Consider the following 23,191-nt stretch of genomic DNA (forward strand, 5'->3'; position numbering starts at 1 on the left):
CCTCGTTTTTCAAGGTAGAGACTTTATGTCCCAAGATGCACATACTTCATCCTGGCCGGTGCTCAAGCGGTTACTGGGTTATGTGAAGGAGCGCAAGCTCGGTTTGCTGGCGGCGATTATCGGTATGGCGGGTTATGCGGCCGTAGATACTGCCTTCGTTTATTCCATCAAGCCGCTGATCGATGACGGCCTCACCGGGCAGGATCCGGCGGTGTTAAAATGGATGCCGGTGTTTGTGATGGGCATCGTTTTCTTGCGTGGTGTCTGTACCTTTTTATCCGGCTTTTGCATGGCCTGGGTGGGCAACCATGTGGTCATGGCGCTGCAACAAGAAGTGTTCGGCAAGCTGATGACCATGCCGGTGGCCTTTTTTGATCGTCATAACAGCGGCAATTTATTGTCGAAAGTCACCTACGATGCCTCGCAAGTCTCTTCTGCGGCCAGTTCGACCCTGGTGACCCTGGTGCGAGAAGGTGCCACCGTGATCGGTTTGCTCGGTCTGATGTTTTATCACTCCTGGCAGCTGTCGCTGATTTTCTTTGTGGTGGGTCCGGTTGTCGGGGTGATGATCGCCATTATCAGTCGCCGCTTTCGCCGTTTGAGCCGGGGCATGCAGGATGCCATGGGCAATATCACCAGCAATACCGAGCAAATGCTTAAAGGCCATAAAGAAGTGCTGATGTTCAATGGCCAAAAGGTAGAGTCGGGACGTTTTCATCGGGTGAGCAATGCGGTGCGCCAGCAGAACATGAAAATGGTGGCTGCAGACTCCATTGGTACGCCGCTGGTGCAGGTGATTGCCTCCAGTGCGCTGGCCATTCTGCTGTATGTATCTACCTTCGACAATATTCAGGATCAGCTGACGCCGGGTACTTTTACCGTAATTGTCACTTCCATGATGATGCTGATGCGCCCGTTAAAGAGCCTGACTCAGGTAAACGCCTCTTATCAACGCGGTATTGCCGCCAGCCAGAGCCTGTTTGCCTTGCTGGACAGCGATGGCGAGCGCGATCATGGCACACGAGCATTAACACGGGCCAAGGGCAATCTGGAGTTTGATCGGGTGAGTTTCACCTATCCCACCAAGGAAACGGCGGCATTAAAAAATGTGAGTTTTACCCTGTCACCGGGCAAGACCATTGCTTTGGTCGGGCGCTCGGGCTCTGGCAAGAGTACCATTGCCAGTTTACTGACTCGATTTTATGACATTGATGAGGGCGAAATTCGTCTTGATGGCGTCGATCTTCGAGAATATCGTTTGAGTGATCTGCGCCGGCAGTTTGCCCTGGTATCGCAACAGGTACACCTGTTTAATGACTCCATTGCCAATAATATTGCCTACGCCGCCGAAGGCGAATACAGCCGCGAACAGGTGATCGCCGCGGCCAAGGTGGCCTATGCCGACGAGTTTATCAACAAGCTGGAACAGGGCTACGATACCGTGATTGGCGAAAATGGTGCCAGTCTGTCGGGCGGCCAGCGTCAGCGGATTGCCATTGCCAGAGCCTTGTTGCGCGATGCACCATTGCTCATTCTGGATGAGGCGACTTCGGCGCTGGATACCGAATCGGAGCGCCATATTCAGGCGGCGCTGGATGCACTGCGCAAGAACAGAACCGCGCTGGTGATTGCCCATCGGCTGTCGACCATAGAAAGCGCCGATGAAATTTTGGTCATTGACGAGGGCCAGGTGGTCGAGCGGGGTTCGCACCAGGAGTTGCTTGAGCAGCAGGGCGTGTACGCCCAGCTGAGAAGCATTCAATATGGCGAGAGCTGATGCAAGCCTGGTATAAAGGTGCTGTATGGCTGTGGTTGCTGGCACCGTTAAGTGCGGTGTTTGCCCTGGTCAGCGGCCTGCGGCGCGCGCTGTTTCGCTTTGGGCTTAAAGCCAAGTATCAGGCTCCGGTGCCGGTCATTGTGGTGGGTAACCTGACCGTGGGCGGCAATGGCAAGACGCCGCTGGTGGTCTGGCTGGTGCAATGGCTACGCGAACAGGGCTACACCCCCGGGGTGATCAGCCGTGGTTATGGCGGCAACAGCGAGCAGTATCCGCTGTTATTAACTGCCGATACCCGCCCCGAGCAGGCCGGAGACGAGCCGGTACTGATTTACCGGCGCACCGGTTGCCCGGTGGTGGTGGGGCCAAAACGGGCAGAGGCGGCGGCCCTGCTGACCAGTTTGAGTGCTGTTGACATTATTATCAGTGATGATGGTTTGCAGCATTACGCGCTGGCGCGAGATATCGAGCTGGTGGTGGTGGATGGCAAGCGGCGTTTTGGTAACGGCTGTCTGCTGCCCATGGGCCCACTGCGCGAAGGCCAATGGCGGCTGAACAAGGTGGATGCCATTATTAATAATGGCGGTCCCGCCCATCAGGGTGAGTTTATAATGCGTCTGCAACCGGGCATATTGCAGCCGGTATCCGATACGCCTGAGTGCAGTACCAGCCGTTGCACGCCAGGCGTCGGTGCCCGGGTGCATGCGCTGGCCGGTATCGGTCATCCGCCGCGATTTTTTGCCACTCTGGAACAATTAGGATTCAAGGTGGAGCAGCGTCTGGCACTGGCGGATCACAAGGCGGTGATGCCCGAACAGCTGGCCCATTTACACGCGGCCCCGTTGCTGATCACCGAAAAAGATGCCGTCAAGTGGCCTGGTGGCCACCCCGACACCTGGTATTTGCCGGTAGATGCGCAATTGCCGCACGCGTTTGAACATTTGCTTATAACTCGACTCAAGGAGCTACACGATGGCGATTGACGCTAAACTGGTGGAAATTATTGCCTGTCCGGTCTGCAAGGGAAAACTGCAGCTGGACCGTGCTCATAACGAATTGGTGTGCCGCTTCGACAGACTGGCCTACCCGATTACCGAAAATATTCCGGTATTGCTGGAAAACCGGGCCCGCAAGCTGAGCCTGGACGAGCTACCCGCATGAGTTTCGTGGTTGTTATTCCCGCCCGCTTCAGTTCAACCCGCCTGCCTGGCAAGCCGTTGGCCGATATTCACGGCAAACCCATGATTTTGTGGGTGGCCGAGCAGGCACAAAAAAGTACCGCGCTGCGGGTGGTGGTGGCCACCGACGATACCCGTATTCGTGATGCGCTGGCCTCTAGCAATGTTGAGGTGTGCATGACCGGGTCCCACCACGAGTCGGGCACCGAGCGATTGGCCGAAGTGGTGGAGTCCCTTGAGCTGGCAGCCGACGACATAGTGGTGAATGTGCAGGGGGACGAACCCTTGCTGCCCCCGGCGCTGGTGGATCAGGTGGCTTCCTTGCTGGCCAACAGTACAGCTCCCATGGCCACCCTGGCCACGCCCCTCGAGCATGTCGAGCAGCTACAGGACCCCAACGTGGTCAAGGTGGTCGGTAATGCTCATGGTCAGGCCCTTTATTTCAGCCGTTCTGCTGTGCCCTTCGACCGGGACGGCACGGCGGCCGCTGCACCGGATTTAAGCCACTGTCGGCGCCATATCGGCATTTATGCCTATCGTGCAGGGTTTATTCGCCATTATCTGGCACTGCCGGTCAGCCCGCTGGAGCAGTTGGAAAAACTGGAACAGCTAAGAGTGCTGTGGCACGGCGAATCGATTGCCCTGGCCGATGCCTGTGAAGTACCGCTGCCGGGTGTGGACACCCCGGCCGACCTGGAAGCGGTGCGCCAGCAGCTGGCACCCAGATAGCCACAGGATGCGGCAAGAATTCAAGTAATATAATGTTATCAACAGCTTAGTAATAGAAATGAACGGGGTGTATTGGCCCTGCAATTATGGCGGTTTACGTCTCAAGAAAACAATTGAGGAAGATTATGATTACCCTGGGTGAATACATCATCAAGAACCAAGCTGAATACCCCAGTGCCAGCGGCGAGCTGTCATCGCTGTTGTCTTCTATTCGTCGTGCTGCCAAGGTGGTTAATCGGGAAATCAACCGTGCCGGCCTGGTGACCGATATTATCGGTGGCAGCGCAGGCAGTGAAAATGTGCAGGGTGAAACACAGCAGAAGCTGGATGTGTTTGCCAATGACGTATTCAAAGCGGCGTTGGAAGCCCGTGGTGAAGTGTGTGGCATCGCCTCTGAAGAAGAAGACCACTTTGTGGGCTTTGATGACGATCGCCAGTGCCATGCCAAATACGTGGTCTTGATGGACCCGCTCGACGGCTCCTCCAATATCGATGTCAACGTATCCGTGGGCACCATCTTTTCGATTTACCGTCGCGTCAGTGAGCCAGGCTCACCTGTGACCATGGATGATTTTCTGCAGCCCGGTGTGAACCAGGTAGCCGCAGGTTATGTTGTCTATGGTTCCTCTACCATGCTGGTATACACTACGGGTAATGGCGTACATGGCTTTACCTACGATCCGACCCTGGGATCATTCTGCCTGTCTCACGAAAACATCCGCATTCCCGAGCAAGGCAAGATTTACTCGATCAACGAGGGTAACTACATCAAGTTTCCCGAAGGCGTGAAGAAGTATCTCAAGTTTTGTCAGGAAAAAGACGACGCCACCCATCGTCCTTATACTTCACGCTACATTGGCTCTCTGGTGTCTGATTTTCACCGTAATATGCTTAAAGGCGGTATTTATATTTACCCGTCCGGCACCAGCTCGCCCAATGGCAAACTGCGGTTGCTGTATGAGTGCAACCCGCTGGCGTTCCTGGCCGAGCAGGCCGGTGGCAAGGCGACCGATGGCTTCCGTCGTATCATGGAAATCAAGCCAACCGAACTGCACCAGCGCACGCCGTACTTTGTGGGATCCAGCAAGATGGTCGACAAGGCCGACGAACTGATGAAAGCGTTTTCAGCTGAGTAAAGTAGCGCCCAGCCTGTAGCCGCTGCTTTAGCTGCGAAATCTTGCGTAGCAGGATCGCTGTTAAATGCCGTTACGCGTTAACCGCCAGCTAAAGCAGGCTGCTACAATAAAACACCGAGCCTGACAGGTTCGGTGTTTTTTTGTTGGTGCTGTATGAAAATATCGGCCGCGCTGTACTTTCTCTGCACGCTGCACGCTGCACGCTTCACTATTCTTCACTGACAAAAAAAGGCCGACATTTGCATGTCGGCCTTTTTGCTGTTCAGCGATGAAGCTTAACGGCGGTTATTTCTCTACCTGAGATTTGAAGTCACGCTCGGCGGCACCGGTGTACAGCTGACGTGGACGGCCGATTTTCTGCTTGGGATCAGACATCATCTCGTTCCAGTGCGACATCCAGCCCACGGTACGAGACAGCGCGAAGATCACAGTGAACATGCTGGTCGGAATGCCCACGGCTTTCAGTACGATGCCCGAGTAGAAATCGACGTTCGGATACAGCTTGCGATCGACGAAGTAGGGGTCGGACAACGCAATGCGCTCCAGTTCCATGGCCACGTCCAGCAGCGGATCTTCAATCTTGAGATCGTCCAGTACTTCGTGACAGGTATCACGCATCACGGTGGCTCGCGGATCGAAGTTTTTGTATACCCGGTGACCAAAGCCCATCAAGCGGAAGGGGTCATCCTTGTCTTTGGCGCGCTCGATAAACTCGGGGATACGATCAACCGAGCCAATTTCTTCGAGCATGGTCAGGCAAGCTTCGTTTGCGCCGCCGTGAGCAGGGCCCCACAGCGATGCAATGCCGGCAGCAATACAGGCGAATGGGTTGGCACCACTGGAGCCAGCCAGACGTACTGTAGAGGTCGACGCGTTTTGCTCATGATCCGCATGTAAGGTAAAGATACGGTCCATGGCACGCTCAACAATCGGGTTGACCTTGTAGTCTTCGCATGGCACGGCAAACATCATTTGCAGGAAGTTGGCAGCGTAGCTCAAGTCGTTGCGTGGATACACAAAGGGCTGGCCAACCGAATATTTATAGGCCATGGCCGATATGGTAGGCAGCTTGGCAATCATTCGGTGAGCGGCAATTTCCCGGTGCCTTTGATCATTAATATCCATGGGATCATGATAAAAGGCGGACAAGCCGGCAATAACACCACAGACAATGGCCATGGGGTGCGCATCACGGCGATAGCCCTTGAAGAAGGACGACAACTGCTCGTGCACCATGGTGTGGCGCATGATGCAGCGTTGAAATTCCTCAAACTGCTTGGCGGTAGGCGCTTCTCCGTAAAGCAGCAGGTAACAGACTTCAAGGTAGTTGGCTTGTTGTGCCAGCTGGTCGATGGGGTAGCCGCGATACAGCAAGATACCTTCATCGCCATCGATATAGGTAATGTCGGACTGGCAGGACGCCGTGGCCATAAAGCCAGGGTCATAGGTAAAGTACCCAGTAGAGCCCAGGGAGCTGATATCGATTACATCATAACCAGCAGTGCCCGAGGCGATTGGAAGCTCAATGGGTTCCTTGCCTGGCAAATGCAGAGTGGCCTTTTGGTCAGCCATAGCACGTCTCCTTCGCTTTTTTATAATAGGTCCGCAGGTAAGTATTTTTACATAGTTTAAATGAATGTTTAACTACTAATGCTTCCTGTGGTGCGGGCATATTGAAAACAGAACTGGGGGGTAATGTCAATTTACCTCGTTGCAGGAAGCAACAACAGACCCCGTTGTGCGATCGGCTTTACAGATTTAGCAATTGGCTCAAGCACTTCGTTGTAATTGTATTTTCCCCTTCTTATACTGGCTGCGAAGGTATATGGAGCAGTTGTGGAAATGTTGCAAACAATGAGGCGAGGTTGTGAACGCCTTGGTGCAATCCAATATCAGCCAATCGTTGCTTTTACACTTCCATATCGTATATCTGGGCTATGTCTATATAAAACAATAACTAACGTGCTCAAATGAGCCAAGTGGGCAAGACCGTGACTAAAAAACAGAGACCTGTAAACCTCGATCTACGGACTATTCGCCAACCTGTCGCTGCAATCGCATCTATCCTGCACCGGGTTTCCGGCGTTATCACACTGTTCGCACTCGCTATCCTGCTATGGCTGTTAAGCTATTCGCTTTCTTCGGAAAACGGTTTCTTGGCGGTAGTGGATATACTCGACGGATTTTTCGTCTGGTTTATTCTTTGGGGGATATTGACTGCGCTAGCCTATCACATTGTGGGTGGCATCCGTCATCTAATTATGGACATGGGTTATTGTGAAGAGCTGGAATCAGGAGCACTGAGTGCCAAGGTGGCGCTTGGGATAACTGCGATATTGTCACTGCTAGCGGGGATAATGGTATGGTAACTAATTCTGCAAGCTTCGGCCGCAGTGGTGTGCACGACTTTATGCTGGTGCGCGTCACCGCGGTCATCATGACCTTATATACCCTGTATCTGGTAGGGTTTATTGCCTTTAATGACATTACCTATGACGTATGGGCAGGCTTTTTCTCTCAAACCTTTACCAAGGTGTTTACGCTACTGGCGCTGCTGAGTGTGTTGATTCACGCCTGGATTGGCGCCTGGCAGGTACTATCCGATTATGTGAAGTGTGCGATGCTGCGTGGGGCTGCACAGTTTGGGGTAGTGGTGTTACTGCTGGTTTATGTACTGACCGGTATCGTCGTACTGTGGGGTGTATAAGGTGACTATTACCATTCGCGAATTTGACGCCGTAGTAATCGGCGCCGGCGGTGCAGGCATGCGTGCTGCACTACAAATAGCCGAGTCGGGCAAAAGCTGCGCGCTCTTGTCCAAAGTTTTCCCAACCCGTTCTCATACAGTGTCTGCCCAGGGCGGCATTACGGTGGCCCTGGGTAATACCCATGAAGATAACTGGGAATGGCACATGTACGATACCGTCAAGGGCTCCGATTATATTGGTGACCAGGATGCCATCGAATTCATGTGTCAAAGCGGCCCTGAAGCCGTGCTCGAGCTGGAAAAAATGGGCTTGCCTTTCTCCCGACTCGACAACGGTAAAATTTATCAGCGTCCCTTCGGCGGCCAGTCCATGAATTTTGGTGGCGAGCAGGCCGCACGTACCGCCGCGGCCTCGGACCGTACCGGTCATGCCCTGTTGCACACCCTGTATCAGCAAAACGTCAAGCACAAGACCACGGTATTCTCTGAATGGTATGCCCTGGATCTGGTAAAAAATGAAGACGGTGATGTGGTGGGCTGTACGGCCATCGACATCGAAACCGGCGAGCTGGTGTATTTCAAGGCCAAGGCAACCATTCTGGCCACCGGCGGTGCGGGTCGTATTTTTCAGTCCACCACCAATGCGCACATTAACACCGGTGACGGCGTGGGCATGGCACTGCGTGCCGGTGTACCGGTACAGGACATGGAAATGTGGCAGTTTCACCCCACCGGCATTGCCGGCGCCGGTACGCTGGTGACCGAAGGTTGCCGTGGTGAAGGCGGTTATCTGCTGAATAAAGATGGCGAGCGGTTCATGGAGCGCTATGCGCCCAACGCCAAAGACCTGGCCAGCCGAGACGTCGTCGCTCGTTCCATGATGATTGAAATCCGCGAAGGCCGCGGCTGCGATGGTCCCTGGGGACCGCACCTTAAGTTGAAGCTGGATCACCTGGGTAAAGACGTACTTGAATCTCGTCTGCCCGGTATCTGCGAGCTGTCTCGTACCTTTGCTCACGTGGATCCGGTGAAAGAGCCGATCCCGGTGATTCCTACCTGTCACTACATGATGGGTGGCGTGCCGACCAACGTGAACGGTCAGGCGCTGGGTAAGGATGCCGATGGCAAGGACGTACCGGTGAAAGGTCTGTTTGCAGTAGGCGAAATTGCCTGCGTATCGGTACACGGTGCCAACCGTCTGGGCGGCAATTCGCTGCTGGATCTGGTGGTGTTTGGGCGGGCAGTGGGTCGCCATCTGGTGGAGGCGCTGCATGAGCTGAGTGACGTTAAAGACGCCACCGATGCCAACATCGATGCCGCCATGGCCCGTTACAACCGTTGGGAAAACAACCGCGACGGCGAAGATCCGGTACAAATCAAGAAAGACCTGCAACAGTGCATGCAGCATAACTTCTCGGTATTCCGTGAAGGGGACGCCATGGCGACTGGTCTGGCCGAGCTGAAAAAGATCCGCGAGCGTCTCCAGAATGCTCGTCTGGACGACACCAGCCGTGACTTCAACACCCAGCGCATCGAGTGTCTGGAGTTGGATAACCTGATGGAAACTGCTTATGCCACCGCCGTTGCAGCCAACTTCCGGACCGAAAGCCGGGGCGCGCACTCCCGATTCGATTATCCGGATCGTGATGATGCGAACTGGTTATGTCATTCCTTGTACAGCCCTGATACCGAGTCCATGAGCACCCGGCCCGTGAATCTGTCACCGAATCTTCGTGACGCATTCGAGCCAAAAGCGCGGACTTACTAAGGGGAGGGGATAAAGATGCAAGTTACTATTTCAGTTTATCGTTACAACCCGGAAACCGATGCCAAGCCGCACATGAAAGACTATCGGCTGGAGGTTGCCGAAGGCTCCGACATGATGGTGCTGGATGCGCTGCTGGTATTGAAAGAGCAGGATCCAAGCCTGTCGTTTCGTCGCTCGTGCCGCGAAGGGGTCTGTGGCTCCGATGGCATGAACATGAACGGCAAGAACGGACTGGCCTGTATTACGCCATTATCCGATCTGCTCAAGCGTGGCAATAAAGTGGTGATCCGGCCCTTGCCCGGCCTGCCTGTGGTGCGCGATCTGGTCATCGATATGAGCCAGTTCTACACCCAGTGGGAAAAGGTCAAGCCGTTCCTGATTGCCGATGAAAAACTACCGCCGGCGCGGGAGCATCTGCAGTCACCGGAAGAGCGGGCCAAGCTGGACGGGTTGTACGAGTGCATCTTGTGCGCCTGTTGCTCAACGGCCTGCCCGTCTTTCTGGTGGAACCCAGACAAGTTTATCGGCCCTGCCGGTTTGCTGGCCGCCTATCGCTGGCTGGCCGACAGCCGCGATACGGGAGCGGACGAGCGCTTGTCGAATATGGATGACGCCTTTAGCGTGTTCCGTTGCCATGGCATCATGAACTGCGTGGATGTTTGCCCTAAAGGGCTTAATCCCACCAAAGCGATTGGTAGTATCAAGTCCATGTTATTAAAGCGGGCAGTGTAACCGCTTGCTGGATAATCCGCCGCCCGCAAGGGCGGCGTTAACTCGACGACCAAACGACAGTAGCCCTGTCGAGACGTTATAAAGGGATAAAGATGCACAATGGCGTTATGCAAGCCTGGCTGGAATCTTCTTACCTGGCCGGTGCCAATGCGACCTATGTAGAAGACCTTTACGAGGCTTACCTTGCCGATCCTGAGTCGGTTCCCGAGCAATGGCAAACCGTGTTCAACGAGCTGCCGGCGCAAGAAGAGAACATTCAAGATCAGCCTCATTCGCAAGTAAGAGATTATTTCCGCCGTCTTGCCAAAGACACTTCTCGCTACGCCACTCCGGTCAGTGACCCCCATACCGATGCCAAGCAGGTTAAAGTTCTGCAGCTGATTAACGCCTATCGTTTTCGTGGCCATCAGAATGCAAACCTGGATCCGCTCAATCTGTGGAATCGCAAAGTGGTGGCCGAGCTGGATCCTGCCTTTCACAACCTGACCGGCTCCGATCTGGACGCCACCTTCAACGTGGGTTCTTATGCCATTGGCCAGGAAACCATGAAGTTGAAAGACCTGGTGACGGCTTTGCAAAAGACCTATTGCGGCTCGGTAGGTGCAGAATACATGCACATTACCAGCACCCGCGAAAAACGCTGGATCCAAAGCCAGCTTGAGCCCGTGGTCGGCGAACCCAAATTCAGCAAAGAAGACAAGCTGCGCTTTTTAAGCAGCCTGAATGCCGCCGAAGGTCTGGAAAAATACTTAGGCGCCAAGTTCCCCGGTGCCAAGCGCTTCTCGCTGGAAGGCGGCGATGCCCTGGTGCCCATGACCAAAGAGCTGATCCGCCGCTTTGGTGAAAACGGTGGCCAGGAAGTCGTAATTGGCATGGCTCACCGTGGCCGTTTGAACATGCTGGTGAACGTACTGGGCAAGCGTCCTCAAGACTTGTTTGATGCCTTTGCCGGCAAGTACGAGACCCAGAGCTCAGGTGACGTTAAATATCACATGGGTTTCAGCTCCGATTTTGAAACTCCGGGTGGCAGCGTGCATCTGGCGCTGGCGTTCAACCCCTCCCACCTTGAAATTGTCAACCCGGTGGTGATTGGCTCGGTGCGTGCGCGTATGGATCGACTGGACAACCCGGACGGTCGTCAGGTCTTGCCGATCACCATTCACGGTGACTCTGCCTTTGCCGGGCAGGGTGTTGTGGCAGAAACCTTTAACATGTCGCTGACCCGGGGTTACGGGGTGGGTGGCACAGTACGTATCGTCATCAACAACCAGGTGGGCTTTACGACTTCCAACCCCCGCGATACCCGCTCTACCGAGTACTGTACCGATATCGCCAAAATGGTGCAGGCGCCGATTTTCCACGTCAATGCCGACGATCCAGAAGCCGTGGTGCAGGTGACGCAGCTGGCGCTGGACTATCGTAACGAGTTTGGTCGCGACGTGGTGATCGACCTGGTTTGTTACCGTCGTCATGGCCATAACGAGGCCGATGAGCCGAGTGCAACCCAGCCGCTGATGTACAAGAAGATCAAGAAACACCCTACGCCGCGTAAAATCTATGCCGACAAGCTGATTGCCAATGGCACTATTTCCGCGGAAGACACCACAGTGATGATCAACGAATACCGTGATGCACTGGACGGTGGCGAGTGTGTGGTGAAAGAGTGGCGCTCCATGGAAAAAGTCACCGTGGACTGGTCTCCTTATCTGGGCCACGAATGGGACATGCCCTATGACGACAGCTACGATCTCGACAAGCTGAAAGAGCTGGCCGAGCGCGTAACGTCCTATCCGGAGAGCCATACGCTGCAGCGTCAGGTTGGCAAGATTTATGACGACCGCAAGTTGATGGCCAAAGGTGAAAAACTGGCGGATTGGGGCTTTGCCGAAGTACTGGCTTATGCCACCTTGTGCGATAACGGCTATGAAGTGCGTCTGACCGGCCAGGATTCGGGCCGGGGCACTTTCTTCCACCGTCATGCGGTGCTGCACAATCAGAACGATGCCAGTACCTATACGCCTTTGTGTCACTTGTCCGACAAACAAGGCCAGTTTCAGGTGTATGACTCTGTGCTGAGTGAAGAAGCGGTCATGGCCTTCGAATATGGTTATGCCACCGCCGAACCCGATGGTCTGACCGTATGGGAAGCCCAGTTTGGTGACTTTGCCAACGGTGCCCAGGTGGTGATCGATCAGTTCTTGAGCTCGGGTGAACAGAAGTGGGGCCGCATGTGTGGCTTGACCCTGTTATTGCCGCACGGTTACGAAGGTCAGGGCCCGGAGCATTCCAGTGCCCGTTTGGAGCGTTATTTGCAGTTGTGTGCCGAGCACAACATGCAGGTAGTGGCTCCCACCACGCCGGCTCAGGTCTTCCACATGATCCGTCGTCAGGTGTTGCGCCCCATGCGCCGGCCTTTGGTGGTGATGTCACCCAAATCGTTATTGCGCCATCCACTGGCCGTTTCCGATATGGAAACCCTGGCCAGCGGCACTTTCCTGAACGCAATTGGCGAAATAGATGATCTGGATCCCAAAGGTGTGAAGCGTGTGGTGCTGTGCTCTGGCAAGGTGTATTACGATTTGCTGGACGCACGACGCAAGAATGAACAAACGGATGTGGCCATTATTCGAATTGAGCAGCTGTATCCCTTCCCTCAGGAAGAGGTGGCCGCGATTCTTGAAGACTACCAGCATGTAACCGATTTTGCCTGGTGTCAGGAAGAGCCGCAAAACCAGGGCGCCTGGTACTGTAGCCAGCATCATTTCCGCGCGGCTATCCCTGAGGGGGCAAGTTTGCGTTATACCGGACGTGAGGCTTCGGCATCACCGGCGGTGGGTTATACCTCTGTTCATTTACAACAACAAAAAGCGCTGGTCGAAGACGCACTGACGCCGACCCAAGCCTAACGCACTAAGGACATATTGATGACCATCGAAATCAAGGTTCCAGACTTACCAGAGTCCGTCGCCGATGCCACTATCGCCACCTGGCACAAACAGCCAGGGGACCAGGTTGAACGCGACGAAGTGATCGTCGACATTGAAACCGACAAGGTGGTGCTGGAAGTCCCGGCGCCTGAAGCAGGTATTCTGGAGTCCATTCTTGAAGATGCCGGCGCGACCGTACTGGGTCAGCAGCTGATTGGCAAAATCAAGAAAGGCGCCGTGGCCGGTGAAGCGACCAGGGAAAAAACCTCTTCTGCCAACGGTGAAGCCAAAGAAGAAAGTAAAGAAGAAGCCAAACAAGACAGCAAGGCCGATGCCAAGGCCGACGACGACAGTCTAAGCCCGGCGGTACGTCGCCTGGTGGCCGAGCACAACATTGATGTGGCCAAGGTATCGGGTTCCGGCAAGGGTGGCCGTATTACCAAGGAAGACGTGGAAGCTTTCATCAAGGACGGCGGTAAAAAAGCCAATGCGCCTGCCGCCAAGGTTGATCCTATTGTTGCCTCGCCGGAAGAGCGCACCGAAAAACGCGTGCCCATGACGCGTTTGCGCAAGCGCGTGGCCGAGCGTTTGCTGGAAGCCAAAAACACCACCGCCATGCTGACCACCTTCAACGAGGTCAACATGGGTCCGATTATGTCGCTGCGCAAGCAGTACCAGGAGGTGTTTGAAAAGCGCCATGGTGTGCGTTTGGGCTTTATGTCTTTCTACGTGAAGGCCGTGGTGGAATCACTCAAGCGTTTCCCCGAAGTCAATGCGTCGCTGGACGGTGATGATATCGTGTATCACAACTATTTTGATGTGAGCATAGCGGTATCCACGCCGCGTGGACTGGTCACTCCGGTACTGCGCGACTGTGATCGCCTGAGCCTGGCCGACATCGAAAAAACCATTAAAGAGCTGGCTGTTAAAGGCCGTGACGGCAAGTTGACCGTAGACGACATGACCGGCGGTAACTTCACCGTGACCAACGGCGGTGTGTTTGGCTCTCTGATGTCGACCCCTATCATCAACCCGCCGCAAAGTGCGATTTTGGGCATGCACAAGATTGAAGACAGGCCCATGGCGGTGAATGGTGAAGTGGTTATTCAGCCGATGATGTATCTGGCGCTGTCTTACGATCACCGCATGATTGACGGACGAGAGTCGGTTAGCTTCCTGGTGTCGATTAAAGAATTGCTTGAAGACCCAACGCGACTGCTGTTAGATGTGTAACTCATAATAATAATGAGGTCGGGCCATGGTCCGACCTTCTTTTTACTCTGAAACCCTACTAAACGGAAATACAACATGAATTTGCATGAATATCAGGCAAAGAAATTGTTTGCTGACTACGGTTTGCCCGTATCAGAAGGCTATGCATGTGACAATCCACAGGAAGCAGTGGAAGCCGCCAGTAAGCTCGGCGGTAGTATGTGGGTCGTTAAATGTCAGGTTCATGCCGGTGGCCGAGGTAAGGCTGGTGGCGTTAAAGTGGCTAAAACGAAAGAAGAGATAAGAGAATTTGCCGAACACTGGCTGGGCAAAAATCTGGTGACTTATCAGACGGATGCCAACGGTCAGCCGGTGGCTAAAATATTGGTTGAAGCCTGCAGCGACATAGACAAAGAGCTCTATCTGGGTGCAGTCGTCGATCGAGCGACACGCCGTGTGGTCTTTATGGCCTCTACCGAAGGCGGTGTTGAAATAGAAAAAGTGGCCGAAGAAACGCCTGAACTGATCCATAAGGCGGCCATTGATCCCTTGGTGGGCCCACAGGCTTATCAAGGCCGTGAACTGGCTTTCAAGCTGGGTCTGGAAGGTAAGCAGATCAAGCAGTTCACCCAAATTTATCTCGGCCTGGGACAAATGTTCCTGGACCTGGATTTTGCCTTGCTGGAAGTCAACCCGCTGATCATTACCAAAGCCGGTGACTTGTTGTGTCTGGATGGCAAAATCAACATAGATTCCAATGCCATGTATCGCCAGCCCAAGCTGCGCGACATGCACGATCCGTCCCAGGACGATGCTCGCGAGGCCCATGCGGCCAAGTGGGAGCTTAACTACGTGGCACTGGATGGCAACATAGGGTGCATGGTGAATGGCGCAGGCCTGGCCATGGGCACCATGGACATTGTTAATCTGCATGGCGGCTCACCGGCCAACTTCCTCGATGTGGGCGGTGGTGCGACCAAAGAGCGGGTAACGGAAGCCTTCAAGATTATTCTCTCCGATCAAAACGTAAAAGCGGTGCTGGTGAATATTTTCGGCGGCATAGTCCGTTGCGACATGATAGCCGATGGCATTATTGGTGCGGTAAAAGAAGTAGGGGTAGAAGTCCCTGTTGTGGTGCGTTTGGAAGGCAACAATGCCGAAGCCGGCACTGCCAAGCTTGCCGAATCTGGCCTGAATATCATTGCCGCCACCAGCTTGAGCGATGCCGCCGAGCGCGTCGTTAACGCCGCACAGGAGAAATAACAGCATGAGCATTCTGATTAATAAAAATACCAAGGTTATTTGCCAGGGGTTTACCGGCGGCCAGGGCACTTTTCATTCCGAACAAGCCATTGAATATGGCACCAATATGGTGGGCGGCGTGTCTCCGGGCAAGGGCGGTACTACGCATTTAGGCCTGCCGGTGTTCAACACGGTACGCGAGGCCGTTGAGGTGACCGGTGCCACTGCCACCGTGATTTATGTGCCTGCGCCATTTTGTAAAGATGCGATTCTGGAAGCGATAGACGCAGGCATAGAGCTGATTGTGACCATTACCGAAGGCATTCCCACTCTGGATATGCTGGACGTAAAAGTGAAGCTGGAGCAAACCGGCGTACGCATGATTGGCCCTAACTGTCCGGGCGTGATTACGCCCGGCGAATGCAAAATCGGCATTATGCCGGGCAGTATTCACCGTAAAGGCCGAGTGGGCATTATTTCGCGCTCCGGCACCCTGACCTATGAAGCGGTCAAACAGACCACAGACGAAGGCTTTGGCCAGTCCAGCTGTGTGGGTATTGGCGGCGACCCTATCCCTGGTTCCAACTTTATCGACATTCTTGAGTTGTTCGAAAAGGATCCGGAAACCGAAGCCATCGTGATGATTGGTGAAATTGGGGGCACGGCCGAAGAAGAAGCCGCCGCTTACATTAAACAGCATGTGACCAAGCCAGTGGTATCCTACATCGCTGGTGTAACGGCCCCGGTCGGTAAACGAATGGGCCATGCCGGCGCCATTATTTCGGGCGGCAAGGGCACGGCAGACGAGAAGTTTGCCGCGCTGGAAGATGCGGGTGTTAAAACCGTCCGTTCACTCGCCGACATCGGCAGTGCCTTACGTGAAGTCACCGGTTGGTAACCGCTAAGCTGTCAGCGTTAAGCCATAAGCGGTAAGTTGCAAAAAATAAAAAGGAGCCTTCAGGCTCCTTTTATGTTTTACGCTTCACTCTTCACGTTTTAAATCACATTCTTTCTACCCGGCTCCAGGGAGAGGGTTTGATACTGAAATGCCCATGTTGCCAGTGATTGGCCAGCAGGCGAAAATCATCGCCTGTGATGTGAATCAACTGCTGATGATCACCACTTTCCATATAGATATCCGCCATGGCCAGAATGTCATCGTCTACCAGCGTATTTAGCGAGTACGCTTCACCCAACGCTGGTATGGCGCCTTTATCGCAGTCGTCGAACCACAGAGCCAAATCGAGCTCCGACGCCAACTGTGGCTGGCTATGCAATAGGTAATTAAGGCGTTGCAAGTCGACGGTGTCGGCGGCGGGGACCACGGCCATGACAGCTTGGTTATCGTCACAAGTCAGCACAACGGCCTTGGCCATTTGTGCCAGTGGAATGTGGCTGACAATGGCGCTTTGCGTACTGCCTTGTGCATAGGGGTGCTGCACACGACTGTACGCGATATGATGTTCATTTAAATAGTGTTTGAGCTTGGTTGACATACCCATAGCTACCTCCCGAAGGCCATGCCAAATCAGCGCCTTCTTAAGTCATCATTTAATTATAGTTCGTTAACTAAATGTTGACTTTTAAATACAGGGTATCGCTGTTTGATCCAGATCAATTAACATCATCATTGTGATTTAATGATGTGCCGATTGTTTTAGAATGGCTCACTGTGGCTTCATTCGAGATTATAAAATAATGCGCAATCTCTCTCTGAACTGGAAGATATTTTTACCCTTACTGGTGATATTCGCCTTGGTATTTATTTTGTGCTTTATTGTATCTACCAAGCTGCAACGCTCGCTGGCGTTGCAGTTGGCTGAAGAAAAAATAGAAACCACGGCCAACCTGTATATGGATCAGCTTAATGTGCTGATGGAAAACGGGGTGATTCACAAACGTAAACTGGTGCAGACCAAGGTTCAGGAAGAGTTGGGCATTCAACAGGCGCGGGTTATTCGGGCACCGGCCGTAAGCGATTTGTTTGGCCCGGGCGCGCCGGATCAGGGCATTGAAGACGAGCTGGACAGGCGTGCCATTGAGCAGGGTGAAACCGTGCTCGATTTGCATCTGCAGGATGAAATTCCCAGCCTGACCCTGGTTAAGCCCTACAAGGCGTTTAAGGAATACAGGGGCACGGCCTGTTTGCAGTGTCATCAGGTGGCAGAGGGCACCGTGATGGGGGCCGTGCGTATCAGCTATGACTTGACCGATACCTTTGGTCAGATCCGAAACAATAACTTGCGCCTGGGCGGGATACTGCTGGCTGTGATGCTGGCTGCCGGCCTTTTACTGTGGATTATCCAGAATTATTATCTGAAAAGCCCCATTCTCGACATCAGTGGTCGTTTGCAGTTGCTGGCCAAAAACCGTGATCTTACCTCGCGGCTGGTGCCCATGGGTAAAGACGAGCTGGGTGGGCTTGTGGGGGCCATTAATGGCTTGTTGAGCAGTTTTCAGGGCAGCCTGCGAGAGGTACAGCAGGTAACGGGGCGCATTTACAACGCGGCGGATCAAATCCAGCAAGGCGCCGAGCAAACGGACAGCTCGGTAAAGGCGCAAGATCAGGAAACCGCGCTGATTGCTACGGCGGTGAATGAGATGGAAGCCTCGGCGCGCGAGGTGCGAGAAAATGCCCGCTTAACTTCGGAAACCTCCGAACAAAGTCATGCCTTTGCGCTAACGGCCAGTGATCAGGCCCAGGTAGCGGTGGCCGGCATTGAAGACTTGAACGGTGAAATCGGCCGTATCGACAAGGTAATACGGACTCTGGATGGCCGCTGTGATCAGGTAGACAAGGTGTTGGACATGATCAAAGGCATTGCCGAGCAAACCAACCTGCTGGCGTTAAACGCGGCCATAGAGGCTGCGCGGGCCGGAGAGTCGGGGCGAGGCTTTGCCGTGGTGGCGGATGAAGTACGTACGCTTTCACTGCGCACGCAACAATCTGCACAAGAAATTACCGGCATGATCCGTTTACTGCAGGGGGAAGCCAAAGAGGCCGTGCACGCCATAGAGAAAGCCGAAGAGCAGGCCGTTAACAGCGTGGCCAGCACTCAGGCCGCGATGGATTCGTTACAGTCCATTATCGGGCAGGTGGCACGGATCAACGAGCTGAATGCCCTGGTGTCGACTTCGGCCGATGAACAAAGTGCGGTGTGTGCCGAGGTGAGTTACAACATTACTCGAGTGCGAGACTCGTCAGGAGAAACCTTGTTGCAATCAACCGCTGCCGCCACTGCCAGTTTGCAGCTGGTGGCCGAATGCAAGGTACTGGAAGAGATGATCAACCATTACCAACTGCAAGAGGGGCATATGGATGAAGACAAGGCCTTGCCGCTAGGCAAACTGGTGCCGACCAGCTAAACCTGCCAACGCCGGCTTGGTTTCAGCCTTAAGCGGCACGTAAACACAAAAAACACCGAGCCTGTTCAGCTCGGTGTTTTTTGTTTTGAAAAGACGGTCCAGGGTGATGGGCAAAGAGTGAAGAGGGCGATATAACCCAAAACACAGCAACGCGATACGCCTTACGCTATAAGTTGAAGATGCATATCGTCTTTTAAACTGACGGCGTATGGCGTCAGCGTACGGCTTCCCGCGGAGCTTATTCCTTGCCCAGGTAGGCGGCCCGCACGTCTGCCCAGCTGTCTTCTTCGGTCACTCTAAGCACATGCTGCGAGATTTCGGCCCTTAGCGGGCTGCCATCCGGCAGGGCCAGCGCATACAGCTGCTGCGCAAACACGCCGGGCAGCACGGTCAGCTGTTGGCCCAGCTGTAGATTGCGGTATTGCATCAGCGCACGATCGTAAACAATGGCGTCCGTTTCGCCCTTGATCACCGATTCCATGGCGGTAGTGAGATCAGGGTAGGTTTGATAACGAACTCGTTCTTCTTCCAGATAACGCTGGCTGGCGGTTTCGTTAATGGTTGCCACCACCTTGCCGGGCAAATCGCTGGCGCCCTGAATACCGGTGCGCAGGTTGCTCACGGTCAAGGATGAGGTAATGGCGGCGGTAAAGCTGGCCACCATGATCAGGCCGGCAAACATCCAGACAAGACCGATGACACGGCCGGCAAACGAGACCGGCGCCTTGTCGCCATAACCGACCGTGGTCATGGTGACCGCAGCCCACCAGAAGCTGGCGCCAATGCCTTGTGCCGCTGAACCGCCAAACTGGTCCGGGTTACGTTTTCGCTCCACCAGCCACAACAGGAAACCCGCACCCAACAACAGGGCGGCAAGGGCAAGCACCACGCTCAGGAACTGCCAGCTGATTAACGCCTTCAAACTGGCGAGCAGACTTTGCTCCGCCACCTGAGGAATGGCGATGGACAATCCTGTTTGATAGAAGGGGTGGCTGAAGTCAAACTGCGTATCCCGGTCGGCGGTCATGGTCAGTGCGCCCACGGCGACGTCCACCTCCCCGTTTTCAACGGCATCCAGCAGCGCACCAAATGACAGGGGCACCCACTCATATTCTCGGTTCATGCCTTTTGCAATGTCTTCCCAAAGGTCGATGCTGATCCCTTCCCATCGGCCGTCATCGTTTTGCATGACAAAAGGAGGAACCTGGGTGATGCCTACTTTTATTGGTTGCTCGGTTTGAGCCTGGGCAGACAGCCCAAATGTGGTGAGTAAAACATAAAAAATAATCTTTCTAAGCATAACGTGGTATGGCCTTGAATCTGGCCTTGCTCCCAGTTTGTGTATAAGTCACGTCCAGTGTAAACAGCCTCATCTGGATTAGAAGAGGCCTGGTCAGAATAAATCTCCCCAGGTGCGAGACAGACGCCTTATCATTTGGCGGTAATCTGTTCTACTCGGCTCACCACTTCACCGTTGGCCAGCCGGGTAGTGATAGCCTGGCCCGGTTGTAATTGACTGGCATCGGTCAGCACCCGTTTTTGGTGCAGGGTAATGCTGTACCCCCGCGAAAGAGTGGCCAGAGGACTCATGGCATTGAGGCGAGAGCCTGCCAGAGCCAGCTGATGTTTGCTGCGATCCAGCCGGGCTTTCAACAGGCTGCTCAGGCGCAGTTGCAGGCCATTCAGCTGCAATTGACGGCTTTGCAGGCGCTGGGCCGGATGCTGATGTTGCAGGCGCAGTTTGCCATTGCTCAGCCGTTGTTGAGACTCGGCCAGGCGCTGGCGCAAGGCGCGTTGCAGTCTGACCTGCAGCTGGTCCAGTCGTTGTGCCTGTTGTTGCAGTTGCTGGCGTGGATGTTGAAGCTGCAGGCGCGCATTCAAGCGGGTTAAGCGGTTGCTGCTTTGCAATAAATAGCGCCGTTGTGCCTGCTGCAGCCGTTGCTGCCACTGTTGATACTGCAGCTGCTGGGCACCGCCGTCCTGGCTGATCAACTCGGCGGCGGCAGACGGAGTGGGGGCGCGCAAGTCGGCCACCAGATCACTCAGGGTAATATCGACTTCGTGGCCCACGGCACTGACTATCGGCAGGTGCGAGGCGGCAATGGCACGTATCAAACGTTCGTCGTTAAAACACCACAAGTCTTCCAGTGAGCCACCGCCGCGGGCCAGGATCAGTACCTCTGTCTCATTGCGGCGATTGGCCCGCTCCAGAGCCGATATCAGTTGAGTGGCGGCAATGTCGCCCTGCACCTGGCTGGGGTAGATAATGACCTGCAAATGAGGCGCCCGGCGTGCCAACACGCTTAAAATGTCATGCAGGGCCGCGCCGGTAGGCGAACTGATGATGCCAATGCGGACAGGGTGGGGCGGCAGGGGTTGCTTGCGATCGGCATCGAACAGCCCCTCGGCACCCAGGCTCTGTTTAAGCGCCTCATATTGCTGTTTCAGCAAGCCTTCGCCGGCGGGCGCCATGGTTTGTGCGACCAGCTGGTAATCACCTCTGGGCTCATACAGGGTGACTTTGCCGAAGATCAGCACCTGATCGCCATTTTTCGGCCGAAAGGACACGCTGCGATTATTACCGCGAAACATGGCACAGCGCAGTTGCGACTGATTGTCCTTGAGAGAAAAATACCAATGACCCGACCCCGGGGTGGCCAGGTTGGAGATTTCGCCAGTGAGCGCTACCGTGCCCATTTCGCCTTCCAGCAGCATGCGGGCATGTCGATTCAGGCGAGTGACCGTATATACGTCTGTTAACTTATCTTGCTGCAAAATGGCCTCTGATGAGTATCTTTATATGAAGGTAAGCCGTTTTCATCACTATTTTGCGCTTAATTGGCCAAAATAACAAAAATCGCTTTACCGACAAGGACGACTTGCCTAAAATTCTACTGCAATATTTTTACCCCCCAACTATGGTGAATATTGCGATGCTTAGGATTATTCAAGACGCCCTGACCTTTGATGATGTATTGCTGGTTCCAGCTCACTCTACCGTGCTTCCCAATACTGCAGACCTCCGTACTCGCCTTACGCGAGACATAACGCTCAACATTCCTATTGTTTCTGCCGCCATGGATACGGTGACTGACGCCGATCTGGCCATTGCTCTGGCTCAGGAAGGTGGCATCGGTTTTATTCACAAGAATATGTCGGTAGAAGCCCAGGCCGCCCAGGTGCGCAAGGTGAAAAAATTCGAAAGTGGTGTCGTGTCCGATCCGGTGACCGTGCGCCCCGACATGACCATTGGCGAAGTACGCGAACAGACCCTGATCAATGGCTTTGCCGGCTACCCGGTCGTGTCTTCCAGCGGTGAACTGGTGGGTATTATTACCGGCCGTGATGTGCGCTTTGTGCAGGACATGGACAAGCGGGTTGACGAGGTGATGACCGAAAAATCTCGTCTGGTTACCGTAGAAGCCGGCGCCGCCCGTGAGCGGGTAGAAGCCCTGATGCAACAGCACCGTATCGAAAAAGTACTGGTAGTGGGCAGCAAGGGTCAGCTGACCGGCATGATCAGCGCCAAGGATTTCCAGAAAGCCGAAAGCAAGCCAAATGCCTGTAAAGACGACCAGGGGCGTTTGCGTGTGGGGGCAGCCGTAGGTGCCGCTCCTGGCAACGAAGAGCGCATTCAGGCGCTGGTCGATGCCGGCCTGGACGTACTGCTGATCGACTCTTCACACGGTCATTCCGAAGGCGTACTCGAGCGCATTCGCGAAACCCGTAAAGCATTTCCCGATTTGGCGATTGTAGGCGGCAACGTAGCAACGGCTGCGGGCGCGCTGGCATTGGTTGAAGCAGGCGTCAGTGCGGTCAAGGTCGGCATAGGCCCGGGCTCTATCTGTACCACTCGTATTGTAACCGGCTGTGGTGTGCCACAAATCAGTGCCGTGGCCAATGCGGTAGAAGCCCTGAAAGATCTGGATATTCCGGTGATTGCCGATGGTGGCATTCGCTTTTCTGGCGACATTGCCAAGGCGCTGGCCGCCGGAGCCAACTGTGTGATGATGGGTTCCATGTTTGCGGGCACCGAAGAATCGCCCGGCGAAATCGAATTATTCCAGGGGCGCTCTTTCAAGTCTTACCGTGGTATGGGATCCTTGGGCGCCATGAGTAAAGGCTCCAGCGACCGTTATTTTCAAACCGACAATGCCGCCGACAAACTGGTACCGGAAGGCATTGAAGGTCGAGTGCCTTACAAAGGTAAGCTGAAAGAAATTATTCATCAGCAAATGGGCGGTCTGCGCAGTGCCATGGGATTAACCGGCAGTGCCACCATAGATGACCTGCGCACCAAGGCAGAATTTGTTAAGATATCCGGCGCGGGCATTCAGGAATCGCACGTGCACGATGTGACCATTACCAAGGAAGCGCCTAACTATCGGTTGGGCTGATCCAAAAACGCAGTAGACGG

19 protein-coding genes are annotated in these 23,191 nt (G+C 54.3%); 15 read left to right on the forward strand and 4 right to left on the reverse strand.

Annotation, left to right across the window (positions count from 1 at the left end; all coding sequences use genetic code 11):
- Window positions 1-25 precede the first annotated feature (25 nt).
- The 5 genes from msbA to fbp all read left to right on the forward strand — a co-directional run bounded on the left by msbA (window position 26) and on the right by fbp (window position 4,820).
- Complete coding sequence (gene msbA, locus IEW52_RS07780) at window positions 26-1,777, forward strand: lipid A ABC transporter ATP-binding protein/permease MsbA (protein ID WP_188629500.1); 1,752 nt, start codon at window positions 26-28, stop codon at window positions 1,775-1,777.
- The gene (gene lpxK / locus IEW52_RS07785; RefSeq protein ID WP_188629501.1) at window positions 1,777-2,760 is read left to right on the forward strand and encodes a tetraacyldisaccharide 4'-kinase; all 984 of its coding nucleotides are present in this window, start codon (window positions 1,777-1,779) and stop codon (window positions 2,758-2,760) included. The genes msbA and lpxK overlap by 1 nt, the downstream gene beginning before the upstream one ends.
- Window positions 2,750-2,938, forward strand: a complete 189-nt coding sequence (locus tag IEW52_RS07790; protein ID WP_188629502.1) for a Trm112 family protein — start codon at window positions 2,750-2,752, stop codon at window positions 2,936-2,938. Before lpxK ends, IEW52_RS07790 begins: the two co-directional genes overlap by 11 nt.
- A complete protein-coding gene (gene kdsB / locus IEW52_RS07795; protein ID WP_188629503.1) occupies window positions 2,935-3,684 on the forward strand; it encodes a 3-deoxy-manno-octulosonate cytidylyltransferase in 750 nt (249 codons plus the stop codon). Before IEW52_RS07790 ends, kdsB begins: the two co-directional genes overlap by 4 nt.
- Before the next feature lie 125 nt (window positions 3,685-3,809).
- On the forward strand, window positions 3,810-4,820 hold the full coding sequence (gene fbp, locus IEW52_RS07800) for a class 1 fructose-bisphosphatase (RefSeq protein ID WP_188629504.1): 1,011 nt from the start codon (window positions 3,810-3,812) through the stop codon (window positions 4,818-4,820).
- Between the two features lie 285 nt (window positions 4,821-5,105).
- Here the strand turns inward: fbp and IEW52_RS07805 are convergent, their stop codons facing one another.
- Complete coding sequence (locus tag IEW52_RS07805; protein WP_188629505.1) at window positions 5,106-6,392, reverse strand: citrate synthase; 1,287 nt, start codon at window positions 6,390-6,392, stop codon at window positions 5,106-5,108.
- 407 nt (window positions 6,393-6,799) lie between these two features.
- Here IEW52_RS07805 and sdhC point away from each other — a divergent pair, with 407 nt between their 5' ends.
- The 8 genes from sdhC (at window position 6,800) to sucD (ending at window position 16,306) form a co-directional block, all read left to right on the forward strand.
- Window positions 6,800-7,189: a succinate dehydrogenase cytochrome b556 subunit gene (gene sdhC / locus IEW52_RS07810; protein WP_373286222.1), complete on the forward strand. Its 390-nt coding sequence runs from the start codon at window positions 6,800-6,802 to the stop codon at window positions 7,187-7,189.
- Entirely contained in the window at window positions 7,183-7,527 is a 345-nt protein-coding gene (gene sdhD / locus IEW52_RS07815; protein WP_188629507.1) for a succinate dehydrogenase, hydrophobic membrane anchor protein, read from the forward strand. Before sdhC ends, sdhD begins: the two co-directional genes overlap by 7 nt.
- Before the next feature lies 1 nt (window position 7,528).
- Window positions 7,529-9,295, forward strand: coding sequence for a succinate dehydrogenase flavoprotein subunit (sdhA, locus tag IEW52_RS07820; RefSeq protein ID WP_188629508.1), 1,767 nt, complete (start codon window positions 7,529-7,531; stop codon window positions 9,293-9,295).
- A 15-nt stretch (window positions 9,296-9,310) separates the two neighbouring features.
- Entirely contained in the window at window positions 9,311-10,027 is a 717-nt protein-coding gene (locus tag IEW52_RS07825) for a succinate dehydrogenase iron-sulfur subunit (RefSeq protein WP_188629509.1), read from the forward strand.
- A gap of 92 nt (window positions 10,028-10,119) precedes the next feature.
- Entirely contained in the window at window positions 10,120-12,933 is a 2,814-nt protein-coding gene (sucA, locus tag IEW52_RS07830; RefSeq protein WP_188629510.1) for a 2-oxoglutarate dehydrogenase E1 component, read from the forward strand.
- 18 nt (window positions 12,934-12,951) lie between these two features.
- Window positions 12,952-14,187, forward strand: coding sequence for a 2-oxoglutarate dehydrogenase complex dihydrolipoyllysine-residue succinyltransferase (odhB, locus tag IEW52_RS07835; protein WP_188629511.1), 1,236 nt, complete (start codon window positions 12,952-12,954; stop codon window positions 14,185-14,187).
- A gap of 75 nt (window positions 14,188-14,262) precedes the next feature.
- Window positions 14,263-15,429, forward strand: coding sequence for an ADP-forming succinate--CoA ligase subunit beta (gene sucC / locus IEW52_RS07840; protein ID WP_188629512.1), 1,167 nt, complete (start codon window positions 14,263-14,265; stop codon window positions 15,427-15,429).
- A 4-nt stretch (window positions 15,430-15,433) separates the two neighbouring features.
- A complete protein-coding gene (gene sucD / locus IEW52_RS07845) occupies window positions 15,434-16,306 on the forward strand; it encodes a succinate--CoA ligase subunit alpha (RefSeq protein ID WP_188629513.1) in 873 nt (290 codons plus the stop codon).
- Window positions 16,307-16,409: 103 nt separating this feature from the next.
- On the opposite strand, the gene IEW52_RS07850 is transcribed toward sucD, so the two are convergent.
- Window positions 16,410-16,910 (reverse strand): aminoacyl-tRNA deacylase, encoded by a 501-nt coding sequence (locus tag IEW52_RS07850; RefSeq protein WP_188629514.1) that lies wholly within the window; start codon window positions 16,908-16,910, stop codon window positions 16,410-16,412.
- A 196-nt stretch (window positions 16,911-17,106) separates the two neighbouring features.
- On the opposite strand from IEW52_RS07850, the gene IEW52_RS07855 reads away from it, so the two are divergent.
- Window positions 17,107-18,774 carry a methyl-accepting chemotaxis protein gene (locus IEW52_RS07855; RefSeq protein ID WP_188629515.1) on the forward strand — a complete coding sequence of 556 codons (1,668 nt, stop codon included), beginning with the start codon at window positions 17,107-17,109 and terminating at the stop codon, window positions 18,772-18,774.
- Between the two features lie 238 nt (window positions 18,775-19,012).
- Here IEW52_RS07855 and IEW52_RS07860 read toward each other — a convergent pair whose 3' ends face one another.
- Window positions 19,013-20,074, reverse strand: coding sequence for a transporter substrate-binding domain-containing protein (locus IEW52_RS07860; protein WP_188629516.1), 1,062 nt, complete (start codon window positions 20,072-20,074; stop codon window positions 19,013-19,015).
- Window positions 20,075-20,205: 131 nt separating this feature from the next.
- Entirely contained in the window at window positions 20,206-21,489 is a 1,284-nt protein-coding gene (gene xseA / locus IEW52_RS07865; protein WP_229667853.1) for an exodeoxyribonuclease VII large subunit, read from the reverse strand.
- Window positions 21,490-21,707: 218 nt separating this feature from the next.
- On the opposite strand from xseA, the gene guaB reads away from it, so the two are divergent.
- Window positions 21,708-23,171 carry an IMP dehydrogenase gene (guaB, locus tag IEW52_RS07870; protein ID WP_188629518.1) on the forward strand — a complete coding sequence of 488 codons (1,464 nt, stop codon included), beginning with the start codon at window positions 21,708-21,710 and terminating at the stop codon, window positions 23,169-23,171.
- Window positions 23,172-23,191: the final 20 nt, after the last annotated feature.

The sequence above is a fragment of the Oceanisphaera marina genome, assembly GCF_014643915.1.
Lineage (GTDB): Bacteria > Pseudomonadota > Gammaproteobacteria > Enterobacterales > Aeromonadaceae > Oceanimonas > Oceanimonas marina.